General features: G+C 41.2%; 17 protein-coding genes and 1 riboswitch. Of the genes, 8 read left to right on the plus strand and 9 right to left on the minus strand.

All coding sequences use genetic code 11. The features are described from left to right. Window positions 1-26 precede the first annotated feature (26 nt). From EVU92_RS03185 to EVU92_RS03200, 4 genes are all read right to left on the minus strand, one after another. Window positions 27-1,097: an OmpA family protein gene (locus EVU92_RS03185; protein ID WP_130049981.1), complete on the minus strand. Its 1,071-nt coding sequence runs from the start codon at window positions 1,095-1,097 to the stop codon at window positions 27-29. Between the two features lie 452 nt (window positions 1,098-1,549). Beyond that, window positions 1,550-2,608 (minus strand): OmpA family protein, encoded by a 1,059-nt coding sequence (locus EVU92_RS03190; protein ID WP_130049982.1) that lies wholly within the window; start codon window positions 2,606-2,608, stop codon window positions 1,550-1,552. Window positions 2,609-2,933: 325 nt separating this feature from the next. Further along, window positions 2,934-4,346 carry a protein adenylyltransferase SelO family protein gene (locus EVU92_RS03195; protein ID WP_130049983.1) on the minus strand — a complete coding sequence of 471 codons (1,413 nt, stop codon included), beginning with the start codon at window positions 4,344-4,346 and terminating at the stop codon, window positions 2,934-2,936. Window positions 4,347-4,354: 8 nt separating this feature from the next. Then, window positions 4,355-5,050: a DNA-3-methyladenine glycosylase I gene (locus tag EVU92_RS03200; RefSeq protein ID WP_130052214.1), complete on the minus strand. Its 696-nt coding sequence runs from the start codon at window positions 5,048-5,050 to the stop codon at window positions 4,355-4,357. A 183-nt stretch (window positions 5,051-5,233) separates the two neighbouring features. Continuing rightward, a riboswitch (Lysine riboswitch) is annotated at window positions 5,234-5,430 on the plus strand. A gap of 137 nt (window positions 5,431-5,567) precedes the next feature. Between EVU92_RS03200 and dapA the strand changes: the two genes are divergently transcribed. The 5 genes from dapA to EVU92_RS03225 all read left to right on the plus strand — a co-directional run bounded on the left by dapA (window position 5,568) and on the right by EVU92_RS03225 (window position 10,760). Then, window positions 5,568-6,452, plus strand: coding sequence for a 4-hydroxy-tetrahydrodipicolinate synthase (gene dapA / locus EVU92_RS03205; RefSeq protein ID WP_130049984.1), 885 nt, complete (start codon window positions 5,568-5,570; stop codon window positions 6,450-6,452). 14 nt (window positions 6,453-6,466) lie between these two features. Beyond that, window positions 6,467-7,207, plus strand: coding sequence for a 2,3,4,5-tetrahydropyridine-2,6-dicarboxylate N-succinyltransferase (locus tag EVU92_RS03210; RefSeq protein WP_130049985.1), 741 nt, complete (start codon window positions 6,467-6,469; stop codon window positions 7,205-7,207). Then, window positions 7,207-8,412 carry a PLP-dependent decarboxylase gene (locus EVU92_RS03215; RefSeq protein ID WP_130049986.1) on the plus strand — a complete coding sequence of 402 codons (1,206 nt, stop codon included), beginning with the start codon at window positions 7,207-7,209 and terminating at the stop codon, window positions 8,410-8,412. Before EVU92_RS03210 ends, EVU92_RS03215 begins: the two co-directional genes overlap by 1 nt. Window positions 8,413-8,417: 5 nt before the next feature. Further along, complete coding sequence (locus EVU92_RS03220) at window positions 8,418-9,536, plus strand: succinylglutamate desuccinylase/aspartoacylase family protein (protein ID WP_130049987.1); 1,119 nt, start codon at window positions 8,418-8,420, stop codon at window positions 9,534-9,536. 186 nt (window positions 9,537-9,722) lie between these two features. Beyond that, window positions 9,723-10,760 (plus strand): phospholipase A, encoded by a 1,038-nt coding sequence (locus EVU92_RS03225; RefSeq protein WP_130049988.1) that lies wholly within the window; start codon window positions 9,723-9,725, stop codon window positions 10,758-10,760. A gap of 44 nt (window positions 10,761-10,804) precedes the next feature. Here EVU92_RS03225 and EVU92_RS03230 read toward each other — a convergent pair whose 3' ends face one another. Then, complete coding sequence (locus EVU92_RS03230; protein WP_130049989.1) at window positions 10,805-11,698, minus strand: bifunctional GNAT family N-acetyltransferase/hotdog fold thioesterase; 894 nt, start codon at window positions 11,696-11,698, stop codon at window positions 10,805-10,807. A gap of 228 nt (window positions 11,699-11,926) precedes the next feature. On the opposite strand from EVU92_RS03230, the gene EVU92_RS03235 reads away from it, so the two are divergent. Beyond that, on the plus strand, window positions 11,927-12,616 hold the full coding sequence (locus EVU92_RS03235) for a methyltransferase (RefSeq protein ID WP_130049990.1): 690 nt from the start codon (window positions 11,927-11,929) through the stop codon (window positions 12,614-12,616). 169 nt (window positions 12,617-12,785) lie between these two features. Here the strand turns inward: EVU92_RS03235 and dtd are convergent, their stop codons facing one another. Genes dtd through EVU92_RS03250 form a run of 3 tightly spaced genes read right to left on the minus strand, consistent with a single transcriptional unit; the run spans window position 12,786 to window position 15,062 of the window. Further along, entirely contained in the window at window positions 12,786-13,223 is a 438-nt protein-coding gene (dtd, locus tag EVU92_RS03240; protein WP_130049991.1) for a D-aminoacyl-tRNA deacylase, read from the minus strand. Beyond that, window positions 13,211-14,164, minus strand: a complete 954-nt coding sequence (locus EVU92_RS03245; RefSeq protein ID WP_130049992.1) for an alpha/beta fold hydrolase — start codon at window positions 14,162-14,164, stop codon at window positions 13,211-13,213. Before EVU92_RS03245 ends, dtd begins: the two co-directional genes overlap by 13 nt. 25 nt (window positions 14,165-14,189) lie before the next feature. Next, window positions 14,190-15,062 (minus strand): virulence factor BrkB family protein, encoded by an 873-nt coding sequence (locus EVU92_RS03250; RefSeq protein ID WP_055198935.1) that lies wholly within the window; start codon window positions 15,060-15,062, stop codon window positions 14,190-14,192. Window positions 15,063-15,148: 86 nt separating this feature from the next. Between EVU92_RS03250 and EVU92_RS03255 the strand changes: the two genes are divergently transcribed. Further along, on the plus strand, window positions 15,149-15,805 hold the full coding sequence (locus tag EVU92_RS03255) for a DUF2959 domain-containing protein (protein WP_130049993.1): 657 nt from the start codon (window positions 15,149-15,151) through the stop codon (window positions 15,803-15,805). 133 nt (window positions 15,806-15,938) lie between these two features. Then, entirely contained in the window at window positions 15,939-17,030 is a 1,092-nt protein-coding gene (locus EVU92_RS03260) for an MBL fold metallo-hydrolase (protein WP_130049994.1), read from the plus strand. Window positions 17,031-17,045: 15 nt separating this feature from the next. Here the strand turns inward: EVU92_RS03260 and EVU92_RS03265 are convergent, their stop codons facing one another. Continuing rightward, complete coding sequence (locus EVU92_RS03265) at window positions 17,046-17,471, minus strand: BLUF domain-containing protein (protein ID WP_130049995.1); 426 nt, start codon at window positions 17,469-17,471, stop codon at window positions 17,046-17,048. Window positions 17,472-17,879: the final 408 nt, after the last annotated feature.

A 17,879-nucleotide genomic window follows, 5' to 3' on the forward strand; every position in this document is an offset into this window, starting at 1 on the left:
TTTTAAAATTTGCGTAAAGGGTTAGATTAACGCTCTACTTTAACACGCTCAATAACAGTCACTTTCGCTTCAACACGACGGTTTTCAGCGTGAGCTTCTGGCGTATTTGCTGGGTTTTTAAGACGCTCTTCACCTAAACCAACAGTAGTAAGACGCATTGGGTCAATGCCATCTTCAATTAGTTTCTTAGCAACAGCATCAGCACGTTTTTTAGATAACCACTTGTTGTAGTCAGCTTTACCTACTGACGAAGAGTGACCTTCAAGTACTACGTCTGTTCCTGGGTGCTCTTTCAAAAACGCAGCAGCAGCATCAATATCGTCTAAGTATTGTTGAGATACTTTAGATGTATTGTTAGGGAATGTGATTAGTAAAGTCTTAGACACTTCACGGTCTTCATACAATGTACAACCAGTACCATCAACAGCATCTGTCATTGGTGTATTTGCACACTGGTCATCAGCATCTGGGATATTATCTCCATCGCTATCTACTGGCTCAACAGCTACAGGAACAACAGTTGGAGCTGGCTCTACTGGCTCAGCAGGAGCGCTTTGATCACCAAATATATAGCTAAGACCTAGCTTTGCACCAACATCTGTGTAACCACGGTCAAGACCTTGATATAAAGATGTTTCAGCGTTGAATGCAAAGTTATCGGTGAAGTAATGTTGGTAACCGGCACCTACGTTAGCAAACATTAGATCTTCATCAACAGCATCAAGATTTTTTAAACCAAAAATACCGTAGAAAGGACCACCGCCAAAATGATATAAGCCATCAATACCGTAACGCTTACCACTTTCAGAGCCACTTACAGTGGTACCGGCTGTGGTTTCAGCGCTCCAGTCAAAATCCATATCAGCATATTCTAAACGAGCACTCCAATAATCGCTGAAGCGGTAACCTAATTCCAAACCCCACCCAGTTGAGTCATCTACATCTAAACCGCCAGGTGGATAGTCACGGATATTTTCCCAAGAGTTATCATAATAATCGCCAAATGCGCCTATATAAAAACCTTGTTTTTCTGCAGCGATACCTGAAGCACTTGTTGCAGCAAGCGCTAAAGCTATAGTTAGTGATTTTAGTTTCATGTTTCATTCCCTTCCATTTTAGTAACTAAAGGCAGTGTAGCCTACACTCAGTCAAGATAGGTGATGAGTAATTAATCCAAACTTAATAAACTCAAACAACTAGTAAATTTTTATAATTCCATAGCATCAACTAAATACAGCGACATAAAGCACCTTAATAATCCATGTCGGACTGGTGCAAATTACACGTCATTAAAAATAATTATATAACCTAATAATAATTCAACAAGGTGATTAAACACCATACTACAATAATTTGAACTTTGATTAGGTGATTCATATCAATATATGATGGTTATTACATCTAAAATTGGTACAAATTAAGATTAACTTGTTTCTTAGGAAAGTAAATATTGAATTTCATTCAAAAAAAGGCCGGACTAATAAAATTAGTCCGGCCCTAGTTATATATTATTAATTAAATAAGGAATTTCTACCTTAAATATAATAACTTACTTACGAAGTACTTTAACTTTTTCAACGCTCGTGATTTGAGCTTCTACGCGACGATTCTCTGCATGTGCCTCAAGTGTATACGCTTTATTTTTCAAACGCTCTTCACCATAGCCAACCGTAGAGATTCTATCTGAAGAAATGCCGTCTTTAACTAGCTCTTCAGCAACATCTTTAGCACGCTTTTCAGAAAGCATCATGTTGTAATCAGCGTCACCAACTGCTGATGCATGCCCTTCAAGTACTACTGAAGTACCTTCATTTTCTTTCATAAAGGCTGCAACATCTGCAATGTCGCTAAAGTATTGATTAGGTACTTCTGCAACGTCATGCGGGAACGTAACTAGTAAAGTTATAGTTGCCTCTTTTTCTTCATACAGAGTACAACCAGTGCTGTCGACAGCATCAGTCATCGGTGTGTTTGCACACTGATCATCTGCATCCATTACACCGTCATTATCACTGTCAGTTGGTGCAGCGACTACAGGTGCAGGCTCTACCGGAGCAGGCGCACTTTGATCGCCAAAGATATAGCTAATACCCAGTTTAGCACCAACATCTGTATAACCACGATCAAGACCTTGGTATAAAGATGTTTCAGCATTAAAAGCAAAGTTATCTGTGAAGTAGTGCTGGTAACCAGCACCTACGTTTGCGAACATTAGATCTTCGTCAACTGCATCCAGATTTTTAAGACCGAAAATACCGTAGAAAGGGCCGCCACCTAAATGGTATAGCGCATCGATACCGTAGCGCTTGCCGCTTTCTGAACCACTTACAGATGTGCCATCATTAAGCTCTGCATTCCAATCGAAGTCCATATCAGCGTACTCTAAACGAGCGCTCCAATAATCGCTAAAACGATAACCTAATTCCAGACCCCATCCAGTTGAATCATCTACATTTAATCCACCTGGCGGATAATCGCGAACATTTTCCCAAGAGTTATCATAGTAATCGCCGAATGCGCCAATATAAAAACCTTCTTTTTCGGCAGCGAAGCCTGTTGTACTAGTTGCAGCAAGTGCTAACGCAATAGTAAGTGATTTTAGTTTCATTATTTCCTTCCCATTTTCACAATAAAGCTATTGAAGCTAATGTATTTCGAGTACTTAAAACTATATAGCAGCTTAAAAACTAATTTAATGAAATTTTATAAACAGCTATATTTTATATTTACTAATACTTTACTATTAATAAAAGTAATCTATTCAGTGGCAATTTATACTAATTAAAACTTTCAAACTACCAGCATAGTAGTGTAACACCACTTAAAGCAATAATTTACTTTAAATCAATGATATCACCAGTCAATGTCCTGCTCAATCTACGAACATTTTAAAGCGATAAATAACTTTTTTCTTTCAGAGGTGTAACTATCATTTATGTGCCACAGAAAGTTTGATAGTTTTTGTCACCATCACTTGGCAACTCGTACCAACTTTGATGTTCTTTAAAGTATGTGTATGGCTCTGAAATCACTTCAAGAAAATCATTTAATAATAAGCTACTACCTGCTTTTTCAAATTCAGCTATTATGCTTTCTATATTATGATTACGCGGGATGACTGCAGGATTAACGGCTCTCATGACGCTGTAACTTTCAGCAGTTGTTCTTAGCTTCCACTTCAAAACCCACCCTTTCAACCTACAATCCACAGTAAAATCACTTACTAAAGATTCAGTGAGTGCATTAAATGTATTGGTATAATCAAGTTGATGCTGCTTCATTAAAGCAAGTAATTCTGAAACCAAAACATGATCACCTTCTTGCTGACCTGCTAACCCTAATTTCTGCTGCCACATAGCCTTAAATGCATCATTAAATTTATCAGCAAAACCATTCACAACCGACGAAAGTTTTTCTACGGCACCATCTTGCTCATCAAATAAAGGAATCAAGCTTTCAGCTAAACGCGCAACATTCCAATTGGCAATATTGGGCTGATTACCAAAAGAATAGCGCCCTTGGTGATCAATCGAACTGAACACCGTGTCTAGGTCAAACTGGTTCATCATCGCACATGGGCCATAATCGATAGTTTCACCACTAATCAAAGTGTTGTCGGTATTCATTACACCATGTATAAAGCCAACTCGCATCCAACTTACGACCAGCTCAACTTGTTTATCTAATACAGCAGTTAAAAACTCAATGTAGCGTTGCTCACCAGCACTGCTAATTTCAGAGAAATGACAATTAATTGCGTAATCGACCAGCTTTTCTAGCCCTTCAATATCCCCTTGCGTTGCTAAGTATTGAAATGAGCCGACACGAATATGACTTTTAGCTAAACGAGTAACTACGGCGCCTGGACGAGGCGGTTGGCGATAAACGGTTTCACCGGTAGCAACGACTGCTAAACAACGTGTAGTAGCAATACCTAGAGCATTAAGAGCTTCACTCATAATATATTCTCGCACCGCAGGACCAATTGCACAGCGACCATCACCACCACGAGAAAATACAGTTGCGCCAGCGCCTTTTAGCTGTAAGTCCCACAATGTGCCATCTTGATCTGCAATAGCACCAAGTAAATGTGCTCTGCCATCACCCAGACGCGGTGAAAAATGACCAAATTGATGACCTGAGTAACCAAGTGCAACTGGTGCAACGTCGTTACTTATTGTTGAACCAGTTAAGAATTTAGCTAAAAACTCGCTGTCATGATTAATCGAAAAATTATCAGCTAACTGATCATTAAACAGTAGCAATTTAGGCTCAGCCACAGCACTAGGCATATCTTCAATCGTGAGCAGTTCACTAATGTCTGTGTATCGAGATTGCAGTTTCATAATTTTCCTTAACGCGTTGCTACACCTACGCGGTTATCACCCACACCATAGGCAACAAGCTGACTAAGCGCCTGCAGACTATAGCCACTTTGCTGTTGTAATTCATTGAAGAAGTTTTGCGCTGACTGTAGTGACTTTTTAGTTTGTAAGCCACCGTCTATCAATTCGTGGGCACGCAAGTAGGCTTCTACATCACGAGAAAGCAAAAAGGTATCTTTACCTAGCGCCCGTAAAGCGTATGGGCCAGTATTCCCGCCTAAACGTGCACCATGCTTTTTGAGATAAGCCCATAACCCAATAATATTATCACTTGGCCAGTCAGCAATAAACTGACTAAAGCTGCCATGTTTCTCCGCGACTTCATGGATCATATACGCATTTTCAGGGATTGTTTGTACTTTTTTAAAATTACGAACAATTCGTTCATCACTGGCTTTTTGCTCGAGCATATCCGGCGGCATCATTAACAATTTTTCAATGCTAAAATCCCAAAACACTTCGCAAAAACCAGCCCATTTATTGTTAATAACTGACCAATAAAAACCACTTTGAAAGATTTTACGAGTAAACTCTTCTAACCATAAATCATCATGCATTTTGGCAATATCAGTATCATCGAGCGGGTTTGATAGCAGTGCTCGCAGCATGTCTTCGCTACCCTTTCGAGATACGGCTCGCTGATAAATATCGTTAAATTTTTCCATCATTTTTCCAATTTATTTGGTTAACGCTAAGTGTACGTAAAAACACGGTTATACGTAACCATGTTGCAAAATTGGTCACTAAAAAACAAACTCATCAGCTTGACACCTAGATGGCTAAAATGCTTTAATCGCCGCCAATACCCTATTTAACTATGTTGGCTTTTACCTTAAAAGCGAGCATAAAGGGCTGGAAGAGGTGCGTTATTCAGGTAACGTATGGGAAGAGCACAGACTCTGTTGATCATACGTGAGGGGAATTAACGCCGAGAAGTAACACCGTTTGTGAGGTGCTTATTTCGGGCGACTGGGCTGAATCCCAGCGACTGTCACCAACAATAGCAAAGCGCTATTGATTAGTTTGGTGGAGAGCTTCTGGTCTTAGTATAATAAGGCCGTCGCGTCTATATTATTTTAAGCCCATTCGCTCTTCGAATTATACCTTGTTCGAATGACGACATGCGGCCCCATTCAAATGTTCCCGCATATACTCTTCGAATACCTTATAAGTTCGTGAGAGATGATCAACAATTTTGATTTAAATGACTATCCATTATGGACAGCGCTTGTCACGCCATTTTCTGAATCTGGCGAGGTCGATTACACGGCCCTAGAGCAACTGGTCACTGAACAGCAAGCCGCAAATAACGGCATTTTATTGCTTGGCAGTACCGGTGAAGGACTAGCGCTTTCACTTAAAGAACAACAAGCCATTGTCGAGCATGTTTGCCAATTGGCACCGAGTGTGCCACTGATGATCGCTGTGGGTGGCATGAACCTAAAGCAGCAAATTGCATGGGTTGAATACTGCAATCAGCTGCCAATTCATGGCTACCTGTTAGGCTCACCTCTGTATGCAAAACCTGGTGTTGTGGGTCAAACACATTGGTTTGAAAGCCTACTTAACGCAAGTCATCACCCTTGTATGTTGTATAACGTACCAGGGCGCAGCGCAGTTGAAATTTCACCACAGGTAATTAAAAACCTTGCCGACCACAAAAACCTTTGGGCTTTAAAAGAAGCCAGCGGCGATATTAGCAAGTTTGAAGGCTTTAGAACGGCATCGCCAAAACTTGCCATTTTCAGTGGCGATGATGCACTTATGCCGTATTTTGCTCAAGCCGGTGCAAAAGGTTTAGTTTCGGTTGCCGCTAATGCTTGGCCAAGCCAAACCCATGAGTTTGTTAAGCGCTGTTTAAGTGGTCAATACCCAAATCTATTCACTGATTGGTCGCAAGCAATTCAAAGTCTATTTGCTGTAGCAAACCCAATCCCCGTAAAAGTACTGATGCACCTGCAAGGTAAAATAAATACCCCGCATTTACGTCCGCCACTTACGCATTTAGAGCTTGAGCAAACAGACGGCATCACCCACGCAAATAACACTATTTTATCTTGGAACTAAAAACAGGTTTTATCATGAGCTGGTTAGAATTATTAAACAACTTAGAATCAGGCGCAGTTCGCGCAGCAACACAAGACGAGAACGGCAACTGGCATGCTAATATTGAAGTTAAACAAGGCATTTTAGAAGCATTTAAAAATGGCACTAACACCGAGTTCCCAGGTGGTTTTGTTGATAAGCACAACTTAGCACCACAAGGCTTTGCAGCAGATGCAGGCGTACGTATGGTACCAGGTGGTAGCAGTGTTCGTCGTGGTGCACACGTTGCTAAAGGCACTATTATTATGCCACCAGCGTATGTGAATATTGGCGCGTTCATCGACGAAGGTACTATGGTCGACAGCCACGCATTAGTGGGTTCATGTGCACAAGTGGGTAAAAATGTTCACCTAAGTGCAGCAGTACAATTAGGTGGCGTGCTTGAGCCTATTGGTGCAAGCCCAGTGGTTATTGAGGATGATGCATTCATCGGCGCAGGCTGCGTAATTGTTGAAGGTGTAGTTGTGAAAAGAGGCGCGGTACTTGCGCCGGGTGTGCGTTTATCTGCAACCATTCCAGTCTACGACTGTATTAATGAGCGCCAGCTAAACAAAGGTGAAGCAATCCCAGAAAACGCGATTGTGATCCCAGGTTCTCGTCCTGCTTCAAACGCATGGGCTCGTGAGCAAGGCCTAAGCATGTCTTGTGCATTGATCGTGAAATACCGAGATGAACAAAGCGATGCATCATTACTGTTAGAAGAGGTTTTACGTTAATGAGCTTTATGAGCACGCCCATCAAGCAAGCAGTTGAACAAGTAGCAACGCACCTTGATACGCCATTTTTTATCTATGATTTAGATAAATTAACTGCACATTTAAATCAACTGACGGCGCAAACCGATGTGAAACTTTGGTACGCAGTCAAGGCCAACCCGCTGTCTCGCATTATTCAATGTTTAGACAGCGCAGGGTTTAATTTTGATGTTGCAAGTAAAGGTGAACTTGAGCAAGTACTTGCTCAAGGCATCGATAACGAGCGCGTGCTCAATACTGGGCCAGCAAAGAGCCCTAAACAAATTTCACATTTTATTGCTCGCGGTGTACGTACTTTTGTGGCAGAGAGCATTAACCAAGTTCGCTGGTTAAACGAACAAGCAACAAAAGCAAATTGCCATCTGCAAGTATTATTGCGTGTACAACTTCGTTGGCCAGACAGTGAAAAGAACCCACTTGGCGGCGATAGTCTCACCCCCTTTGGTTTGGGCTGTGATGAATGGCAAGCACTAACAGTAAGTAATTACCCAGCACTTAACTTTGATGGTCTGCATATTTTCCAATGGGGCAACATGCTCAGCACCGATAAACTCGCTGAGCTATGGCGTGCCATGATTGAGCCATTACAACGACTCGCTAACTCATTAAATATTAACCTTAATGTTCTCGATTTGGGTGGTGGCCTAGGCATTCCTTATACTCAAGATGCTAACCGACTTGATTGGTCTGCACTTATCGAGACTCTGGCGAGCATTAAAGCGGATGCCGGTGTCAATGAGCTTTGGATGGAACTTGGTCGCTATGCAGTGGGCGAGTGTGGTCATTACGTAACGCCGATTGTTGAGCGTAAAGAAAATTACAATCAACAGCAGGTGATTTTATCAGGCGGTATTAACCATTTACTTCGCCCAGCTGTGACAAGCCAAGATTTTCCTGCGGCGTTACTACGCGAATCGACGGCTGAGCCTGCAGCAATGACGTTATACGGCCCACTTTGCACCGCGCTTGATTGCTTAGGTGAGCACCTCTTAGCTAGCGATTTAAATGAGCAAGACTGGTTGGTATTCAGCCAGTGTGGCGCATACGGCTTTACCGAAAGTATGCCGTACTTTTTATGCCACGAATTAGCGGCTGAATACATCCTTGAACAAGGCAGTATTGAGTGCATCCGTAGCGCTGAAGATGCTAGCTATTATTTAAGGTAATCGCCATGAGTAAAGAACTAATCAGCCAAGAGAATATTGTGGTTGGCGAGATTGCCAACGGCCTTCCACTGACAATCCCTGTGTATCGCTTAAAAGGCGATGGCACAGGACCAAGCGTGTATATACAAGCTAATATGCATGGCGCAGAAGTACAAGGTAATGCAGTAATTTATCAGTTACTTGAACAGCTAAAATCTCTAAAGCTACGTGGCGACATTACTCTTGTGCCTTATGCCAACCCAATTGGTTGTAACCAAAAATCAGGTGAGTTTACTCTGGGTCGCTTCGATCCAATTACTGGTACCAACTGGAACCGCATGTACCGCTTTAACAAAGCATTACCCTCACAGATTGCTGAACTGCACAAAGGCAGTGATGATGCGACTCTTAAAGCTGCATTCAAAGAGGCACTCGTTACTGACATCGACAGCCAACTAACCGGTCCTGACTACAGCTTAACAACAGGTAAGCGCATTGCTCTGAACCTGCAAAAGCTTGCGCATCAGGCGGATATTGTTTTAGACCTACACACAGGACCTATCTCAAGTCAGCACCTCTATTGCCCAGAATATGCCAAAGACAGCGCAAGCTATTTCAACATTGAACATATCTTATTGATCCCAAGTGACTTTGATGGAGCGATGGATGAAGCGAGCTTCTGTCCTTGGTGGTCGCTTTCTGAAGAACTTGCCAAACAAGGCCGTGAATTTGCAGTTCAAGTTGAAGCATTTACCGTTGAATTAGGTAGCCAAGAAAAAATCGATTTAAGTGCAGCCCTTGAAGATGCAAATAGTATTTTAAGTTACCTCACTCACAAAGAGGTATTTGTGGATGCTGCTTATAAACCAAAAGCGATAACACGCTATGCCTGTATGCTTGAAGATTATGTTCCTTACTATGCGCCTATGGGTGGCATGGTGGAATATCTTGCCCCGCTTGGAGGCCATGTAAAAGCAGGCGAGCCTATAGCCCACATTTTACGAATGGAGCGCTACCTTTCTGAGCAACCCCTTCAAACATTAAGTTTTGATAAAGACGCCATCGCTATTTTGCATTTTGCTTCAGCAAGCGTGAATCAAGGTACTGAACTTTATAAGTTTTTTACAAACATATTTGAGCTATAAGCTCACACCTTCTCATTGCGTGAGAGTCGACGGCTTATGCCCTTAGGCCGTTACAGTAGAGCTCCAAGCTTAGCTTGGGGCTCTCTATTTACCCAAAATTTCAACAATTCAGTACAAGTTCACGGTTACTTATGTAAAAATCGTTATAATTATACCTACTTACAAGTCTACTGAAAGGGAACTGCAATGGGATGGCGCATTTGGCTGGCAGCCGCTGGCTTATTTTCTGTACCTGTATTCGCTCAAACTGAACAACCACAAACTAACGAACAAGATGACGCGCTAGAACTCGTAAAGCAGTGTATTTTGAACGAAGCTATTGGCGGTGACGGTAAACAAACACTCGAAGAACTTCGTAAAAAGTGCTCTGACTTAGACGAGAGCAAAAAGCTCACGGCTTTAGACAAACGCAAAGCTCGTGAAGAAGTGAGCAAGAAAAACCGTAATGTAATCACTCCACATAAGCGTAACTACATTTTACCGCTCTCTTACGTGTCTAACCCTAATGAGCGCCCTTTTGATGGTTTAAAAGACCTTGCTGAAGAGGTCGATGGCGAACCACTCGATAACCTTGAAGTGAAATACCAACTATCAATTAAAGTACCTATCTTCGAAGGCTTCTCAGATAAAGACCAAGGTATCTTTTTTGCTTTTACATTGCAGTCGTTTTGGCAGTTTTATAACAAAGATATTTCATCACCATTTCGTGAAACCAATTACGAACCGGAGATATTCTGGATGAACTATCTTGATCCTGAGCATGTACTGTGGGGTGATGAAATGGCAATCGCAATTGGTGCCTCGCATCAATCTAATGGTCGAAGCCAACCTAATTCACGCTCGTGGAACCGTATCTATGCTGATTTCTTATGGGAAAAAGATGGCTTTGTATTTAGCTTTAAGCCGTGGTATCGCATTCCTGAAGATAAAAAAGATGATGAGCTAAAAGCACGTGGCGATGATAATCCAGATATCTACAAATACATGGGTTATTTTGAATTCTCAGGTGCATACCGTTACAACGAGCATGAATTCAGCTTTATGACGCGTAATAACTTAAACTCAGATAACCGTGGTGCAATCCAGTTAGATTGGTCTTTTCCTCTTTGGGGCAGGTTACGTGGTTACGCACAATACTTTAATGGCTATGGCGAGAGCTTGATTGACTACAATGCTGATATTGAACGCTTTGGTGTCGGTATTCTGTTAACTGACTTGCTTTAACTGTAATAAAGAGCGAGCTTTAGTTAGCTCGCTCTAAATAGTCGTTATTTTTTAACGATGAAGTGGCCTTCAAATTCAGCAACTAACACATCACCATCATATACATTCACTGGCACATGGTAGCTTGCTTTACCATTAGACTCTAAATCCGCTAACTTACCTTTACAACCAGCCAATTCAACGCTCCCGCGAGGGTCGTTATTCAGTGGCTTAAGGTATTTAATATTAGCATCAGCTAACACGATATTTCCTTCAAGGCCTGCTTCTTTCAGCGCAAGGTAAGTTGCTCCCCACCCTGTTAGCGTTGCTAAACTATAAATAGAACCAGCAAACATTGTATTATGAAGGTTTAAGTTCGCATCTAAATCAGCACGAGTAGTAAACTGCCAATCAGTATAGCTTTCAACTTTAATCCCCATCGCATCACTGATTGGAATCGACTCACGCCAAGTATTTTGTAGTACTTGTGTCCAGTTTGGATGACGAAACCAACCCGGTTCAGACGGTTTTTGTTTTACCATTTTCCAGTGCTGCACATCGTCATACGCGAGATGCGCTTTTTCTTTTACTTCGTAGCCATGACGCTTGTAGAAATCAAGCGCGCGTTCACGAGCAAACAATACCAATTCATCGGCATCTTGAGTCCATGCTATTTTTTCTAATTCATGTAATAAACGACTACCGATATGCTGGTTACGGTTACCTTCAGCCACCGCCATATAGCGAACTTGCGCTTGCTGATGATTATTAAAATGTAGGCGAGCTACACCTAAAACTTCGCCGTCATTATTTTTGATAAAGCGGTGCTCTGCGTCTTGCTCCAAGTCATCTTGCTCAGAACCACGCGGCTCGCCCCAAGGCGCTCTTAAAACCTGCCAACGTAGTGAATAATACGCTTGCCAATCTTCGCTGCTTTGTGGGGTGGTCACTTTAAACATAAAAACTCCTGTGATAATTCAGCCACTGTCTGTTGTTTTTCTCACGTGGCCTTTGGAATGCGAATTACGATACGCGATCTTCTAACAAGTTGGAATAATACTTTGGTGACCCAGTCTAAATTATTATTCCAAGCTGTAAAAACTAATGCACAATTGCACTTTATGCCTACTGGTCTATGCTGAAATAATTGTCTTATTTTTATAAATAAATAGCTAAAGGCCCGAAATATGGAACATTTTATTGAACCCAGTGGCGCAGTAAAACATAGTTTTATTGAGGACTGCCACCGATTAGGGCAACTCATCTATTGGCATAAGCAAGGCAATTACAGTATTCAAGTTAGACAACTTAACCAATTACGCTGGTTACTGATCAACGAAACTCTACAATCCGTCATTGAGAAACGTCGCCCTGCGAGGTTGCTTTTTCCTCATTTACAATACCTTGCAAAGCTTTGGCAAGACTTAGAAGAGCCTAAAAAAATTTTAGAATTAGGGTTAGGTGGCGGTGCTATTCGTAACTACTTACAGCACACCTACCCCGACAGCCAGCTGACATCAGTTGATAAAAATCCCGACATAATCCACTGCTATAAACGCTACTTTGGTGGCGATCATGCCAATAATCTACACTGTTTTGATGCGCAACAAGTTTTAGAGCAAAATAACAAATACAATTGGATTATCTTAGATTTATTCAGTGAAGTAGACGCACCGCTATTTTTATATAAGCACCAGTTTTACACTAAATTAAGAGCTGCAATGGCAAAAGGTGGTTTATTGTTTATTAATTTTTTATCTAATCACCCATCGCAACTAAAGCAACTTGAGCACCTACTGATCACCGAGTTTGGTAAGCGCCCAAGTATTGTGAAAATCCCAGACTATGTGAACCACATAGTGATGATCAAAAAGTAAAAATACTTATACCAACCCGCTTAATTAAGTAGTCTATTTTGAGGCAATAAAACCTCGTTGATAACAAGGCAAAAATTTCGTTATTTAGTTGTTCTAAATGAGAAATTTTTAACGCAGTTAGCGACAGGTTTAATCCCTCAAAATGATTAAGTATTATTGCGAGTTGGTATTACACAGCTAAATTAAAAGTAACTGGACCATCGTTGCATAAGCTTACTTGCATATCAGCACCAAAACGCCCAGCAGCGACTGTTAGGCCCGATTTTTTAGCTTCAGCGATAAAATACTCATAGAGCGTATTTGCTTGTTCAGGTGTGCCAGCACTTGAGAAGCTCGGACGCATGCCCTTTTTAGTGTCAGCTGCTAACGTAAACTGCGAAACCACTAATAGCTCACCCTTAATATCCTTCAAACTTAAATTCATCTTTCCTTGTTCGTCGGTAAAAATGCGGTAATTACTGACTTTATGTAAAAGCTTCTGAGCGCTTTGCTCGGTGTCTTGTTTTTCAACACCTAATAACAACAAAATACCTTGTGAAATTTCACCCACTACCTCGCCTGCCACTTCTACTTTTGCCTGTTTTACTCTTTGAATTAAGCCTTGCATTGATCCCTCGATAACTTGATATACATTAAATCTGCGGCACGTCGCATTGCCGCCAAATATACCTGATTATCGCTGCTGTGCCCAATGCCATCTAAAATCAATAATTGTGCATTTAACTGTTCAGCAAGCTGCTGTACCGCACTATATCGACAGATCAAATCGGCGCGGCCATGAATAAACCAAATAGGTAAATGAGTAAGTAAATGTGCATTTTCTGCGATAAAGGCCTCTTCGATAAAGCAGTGATTACGAAAATAATGCACCATTAACCTTGCTTGATTTAACCCTACATGGGGCTCTTGTAAACCCCAGTTTGTTAATGGCTCACCATGGCACAGCACCTGTTCCCAATGACACCATAGTTTGGCAAATTTACTTGCTTTTATTTGATCGTCACTGTTTAACTGTTGCTGATAAAAATCGAGTAAGGCATGCCAATCGGAGTAATTGTGCGCAAACTCATTGAAGCACTCTGGATAAAAATGCGCGCCGGCTCCATTTTTTGTATAGAGCCATTCAAAGTCGCTATTACAAGCTAGAAAGCTGGCCCGTAAAATAAGTCCTGCAATATGTTCCCGATGATTTATTGCGTATACAAGTGCCAACGTGGCGCCCCAAGATTCGCCACAAACAAGCCACTTATCAATACCTAACTGGTTGCGTAAGAACTCAAGGTCTGCGACTAATTCGGAAGTGGTATTTTTAGATATATCATGAGGTGTAGAATGACCACAACCACGCTGGCTGAACATGATCACCCGAAAACGTTCTAAGTCGAAAAAGCGGCAATTTTCTGGGCACAGCCCCGCACCAGGACCGCCATGACATAACACCACAGCAATTCCCGTAGACGCACCATATTCTTGAACATGGATTTGATGACCATCACCAACACTCAAATGATAGTCACGGTTAGCAACATAATGTGGATGTAACTGCACCTCGCTCTCCTTAGGTGCAGTATATTTAAACCTCTATATCAGGCGTGTCCTCAATATTCTCAGGGCTGATACATACAGTAAATTCTGCACCGAGTAATACGACAATCCACGACAAATACACCCATACAAACAGAATAGGTATTGTTGCCAACGCCCCATAAATAACCTCGTACGATGGGAAGTGACTGATGTACAAAGCAAAGCCTTTTTTTGTCAGCTCAAACAACATAGCTGCAAACAAAGCGCCTGGAATTGCCGCTCTAAATGGAACTCGTGTGTTAGGAACTAAAGTATAGAGCATAATGAAGCCAATCATTGAAATTATGTAAGGTAATAATTTCAATAAAAAGCCGCTAAACCCGGGAATCCCCTGATCAGCAAATGACACTAAAGAGACAATGTATGAGGTCACACCAATACTTGCACCTAGTAGTACAGGGCCTAAACTGAGCACCATCCAGTATACGGCAAACGAAATCATCATTGGGCGTTTTTTCTTAATACGCCAAATTCGGTTTAATGTAGCATCAACATTCCGGATAAGTAGTAAGGAAACCGCTGCTAAAAAGCCCACACCGACAGCAGTCATTTTATTAGCATTACCTGCAAAAGCACTGATATGCTCTTTAATTACATCTGTAGAGGTCGGCACAAGATTAGTAAACAAAAAGTTTTCTATGGTCACCAATGTGCTTTCGAACCCAGGAAAAGCAGAAAAGATTGCCACACCGACAGCCACTAAAGGTACGATCGATAACAGGGTTACATAAGCCAAATAACCAGCATTTACAGTGATTTGATCGTCAATACAACGATTAAGATACTGCATCCACCAAGTAGGTTGTTGCTTCAAGAAAATGCTTATTTGCAGCTTATAACGACTGAGCTTCTCATCCATAGAATCTAATTTCTGCTAAAATGTTTTGATAATCATAGCAATCCACCACATAATTTGAAATGACAGGTACCTAAAAAGGATTCTCAATGAAAAAACTGACACTTTTAAGTGCACCACTATTTGCAGTAACAATGGCATTAACAGGCTGTCAGTCAGCTTATTACTCAGCCATGGAGTCTGTCGGTGTGCATAAGCGCGACATTTTAGTTGATCGCGTAGAAGAAACAAAAGAGGCGCAGCAAGAATCGCAAGAAGAGTTTCAATCAGCATTAGATAGATTAACCACACTAATCAACTTTGAAGGTGGTGAACTACAAGATGCCTACAATCAACTTAATGATGACTACGAGTCGAGCTTAGCGGCAGCGAATGATGTAACAAGTAACATCAATAAAGTAGAAGATGTAGCTGAAGCCCTATTTGATGAATGGGCCGATGAGCTAGAGCAATACAAAAGCGCCTCACTAAAACGTGAAAGCAGCAAAAAGCTCAATGCAACTAAGCGCCAATTTGATCAACTACTTCGCTCAATGCGCAGTGCAGAAAGCAAAATGGAGCCGGTATTATCATCACTACATGATAATGTTCTGTATTTAAAACATAACCTCAATGCGCAGGCCGTTACTGCAATCAAAGGTGAGTTCACAAGCCTAAAACGCGATATAAAAGTGTTAATGGACGACATGAACAAATCAATTGAAGACTCTAATAAGTTCATTGAGCAAATGAATAAAGCGGGCTAACCAACTCAAGCTATTAGTAACAAAAGCCTACTTAAACGTAGGCTTTTTTGTGTAACCTCTTGTTACTTTTTAATGATTTATCTTAAATTTTATTTTGCTAAACTCACGGCAAAGAATAAAAAGTAAGCATGGTATGCATTTAAAAACTCTCTCAACACTTATTGCAGCAGCACTCTTGAGTGCATGCAGTAATTCAAACACTGTTAATGTTATTGCCGGTGAAGGCACCATCACTCCATTAAAAACCGAGGGTGAGTACGAAGGTCGCTACCACAACCTTTATCCTGGTGATAAAGAATACCCAACAACCTGCACTGACAATTGCTATGAAGCGTCAGAACTACTCGTGTGCGACGACAGCAACTCACAATGCCAATATCAAGCACAGCAAAATGTACCTGCAATCAACTCAGGCTTTAAGGTTCGTTGGTTAGGCCATGCTAGCTTTTATATTCAGTCACCCAATGGTGAACAGCTGTTGTTTGACCCTGTTAAGGATCAGTTTGATTCACCCGTAGACTTAGCCTTTAAGCTAGCAGGGGGCATCTATCGCAAACCCGGTTTTTGGCCATCAAAAGTACAACTTAATGGCTTAGATGCGGTAATGTACTCACATATTCACTATGACCATTTTAACAAAGCGGATATAGAAGAAATTGGCAATGCTCCGCGCTATTTAGTGCCATTAGGGTTTGCAGATAACTTCCCGACGGGTGGCTTTAATATTTCAGAAATGGCATGGTACGCAAGTACACAAATTAATGACTTAACGGTTAATGCGGTGCCAGCGCACCATTTTAGTAGCCGTATAATGGTGCCTTTCATTTACGACGACCACAACAAAGATCTCTGGAATGGCTGGTTACTAGAACAAAATGGTAAAACCTTATTTTTTGCTGGCGATACCGGTTACTCAAAACATTTTCAAGATATTAACCAAAAATATGGCGAGATTGATGTGTGTTTGCTGCCGATAGCTTCCTATTACCATGAAGAAAATGGCAAATGGTATCGTTATGTTCACACAACGCCAGAAGATGCATTAAACGCGGCAGAGGAACTAAGCTGTAAAGTGATGATCCCATGGGGTTATGGCAACTCAAGCTGGCAAATGGGTGATCACTCGAGTCACTCTGCGTTATTGAGATTACTACATATGCAAAAGCAGATGAACAGCCAAGTTCCTCTTTACATATTAAATGAAGGCGAGCAAGTGTCACTGTAGCGACACCTGCAAGCATTACATCGTATGTTTGAGCAATGAGTCACGTAAAGCCAGCATAAGTTTATGCGCGCTTCCTGCAGACATGGCTAATGGGTTAAATTCGCTGGTCCCTGAATATTTAAGATTAATAGGGCTTACTTGTTTAGTGTAAGGAATATAACCCATAGACCAATTTTCAAATTCCCTTTCATAAATTTCACAATAATTCAGCATGATAATATTACGATGACGCTTGTCATTAAGAATACGATGATAAGTCTCATTCACTGCTTTTCGTGACCCTTCGAGGCATTGCATAAAATGAGAACTATTAAAACAAAGTAGCCCTGTTACATTACATTTAGCATTATTCTGTTTAGCTTTCTCTAGAATATTTTCGATGTCATTAGGTCCAAATCCATCGCTAATTTCACTTGTGTAAATCAGTCTAACTAAATACATCTTACTCTCCTGCAAGGTAGATTTAGAAAAGATAGTACAAGTGGGGGGGTTAGTAAAAAGTTGCGAGTTGCTCATTAAACTAATTAGTTAGGTTAGAAATACAAAAAATAAGCAAAGCTATAGCTCTAATAGCAATGTTGGAACAATTCACTCCTAGTGAATGAGCTTAGGCTAAATTCCAGTGGCATTAACTTTGTTATGGAAATATTTTCCTAAAATTCCTGTAGGTAGCGATAAAACATTAATCACTGTGGTACGAAATATTACACCAACAAGAAAAGTAATATCAAGGTCAGGATTACCATCCCACTCAGGTTGGGACATTAGTTGCGACACATAGTGTAAGTCACTTGCGATCTGACGGCTGACGGCTGACGGCTGACGGCTGACGGCTGACGGCTGACGGCT

It is taken from the genome of Pseudoalteromonas sp. MEBiC 03485, from assembly GCF_004195145.1.
Taxonomy (GTDB): Bacteria; Pseudomonadota; Gammaproteobacteria; order Enterobacterales; family Alteromonadaceae; genus Pseudoalteromonas; species Pseudoalteromonas apostichopi.

Coding starts and splice junctions, on each gene's coding strand:
- EVU92_RS03185 (WP_130049981.1), bottom strand. CDS start 1,097: ATGAAACTAAAATCACTAACTATAGCTTTAGCGCTTGCTGCAACAAGT.
- EVU92_RS03190 (WP_130049982.1), bottom strand. CDS start 2,608: ATGAAACTAAAATCACTTACTATTGCGTTAGCACTTGCTGCAACTAGT.
- EVU92_RS03195 (WP_130049983.1), bottom strand. CDS start 4,346: ATGAAACTGCAATCTCGATACACAGACATTAGTGAACTGCTCACGATT.
- EVU92_RS03200 (WP_130052214.1), bottom strand. CDS start 5,050: ATGGAAAAATTTAACGATATTTATCAGCGAGCCGTATCTCGAAAGGGT.
- dapA (WP_130049984.1), top strand. CDS start 5,568: ATGATCAACAATTTTGATTTAAATGACTATCCATTATGGACAGCGCTT.
- EVU92_RS03210 (WP_130049985.1), top strand. CDS start 6,467: ATGAGCTGGTTAGAATTATTAAACAACTTAGAATCAGGCGCAGTTCGC.
- EVU92_RS03215 (WP_130049986.1), top strand. CDS start 7,207: ATGAGCTTTATGAGCACGCCCATCAAGCAAGCAGTTGAACAAGTAGCA.
- EVU92_RS03220 (WP_130049987.1), top strand. CDS start 8,418: ATGAGTAAAGAACTAATCAGCCAAGAGAATATTGTGGTTGGCGAGATT.
- EVU92_RS03225 (WP_130049988.1), top strand. CDS start 9,723: ATGGGATGGCGCATTTGGCTGGCAGCCGCTGGCTTATTTTCTGTACCT.
- EVU92_RS03230 (WP_130049989.1), bottom strand. CDS start 11,698: ATGTTTAAAGTGACCACCCCACAAAGCAGCGAAGATTGGCAAGCGTAT.
- EVU92_RS03235 (WP_130049990.1), top strand. CDS start 11,927: ATGGAACATTTTATTGAACCCAGTGGCGCAGTAAAACATAGTTTTATT.
- dtd (WP_130049991.1), bottom strand. CDS start 13,223: ATGCAAGGCTTAATTCAAAGAGTAAAACAGGCAAAAGTAGAAGTGGCA.
- EVU92_RS03250 (WP_055198935.1), bottom strand. CDS start 15,062: ATGGATGAGAAGCTCAGTCGTTATAAGCTGCAAATAAGCATTTTCTTG.
- EVU92_RS03255 (WP_130049993.1), top strand. CDS start 15,149: ATGAAAAAACTGACACTTTTAAGTGCACCACTATTTGCAGTAACAATG.
- EVU92_RS03260 (WP_130049994.1), top strand. CDS start 15,939: ATGCATTTAAAAACTCTCTCAACACTTATTGCAGCAGCACTCTTGAGT.
- EVU92_RS03265 (WP_130049995.1), bottom strand. CDS start 17,471: ATGTATTTAGTTAGACTGATTTACACAAGTGAAATTAGCGATGGATTT.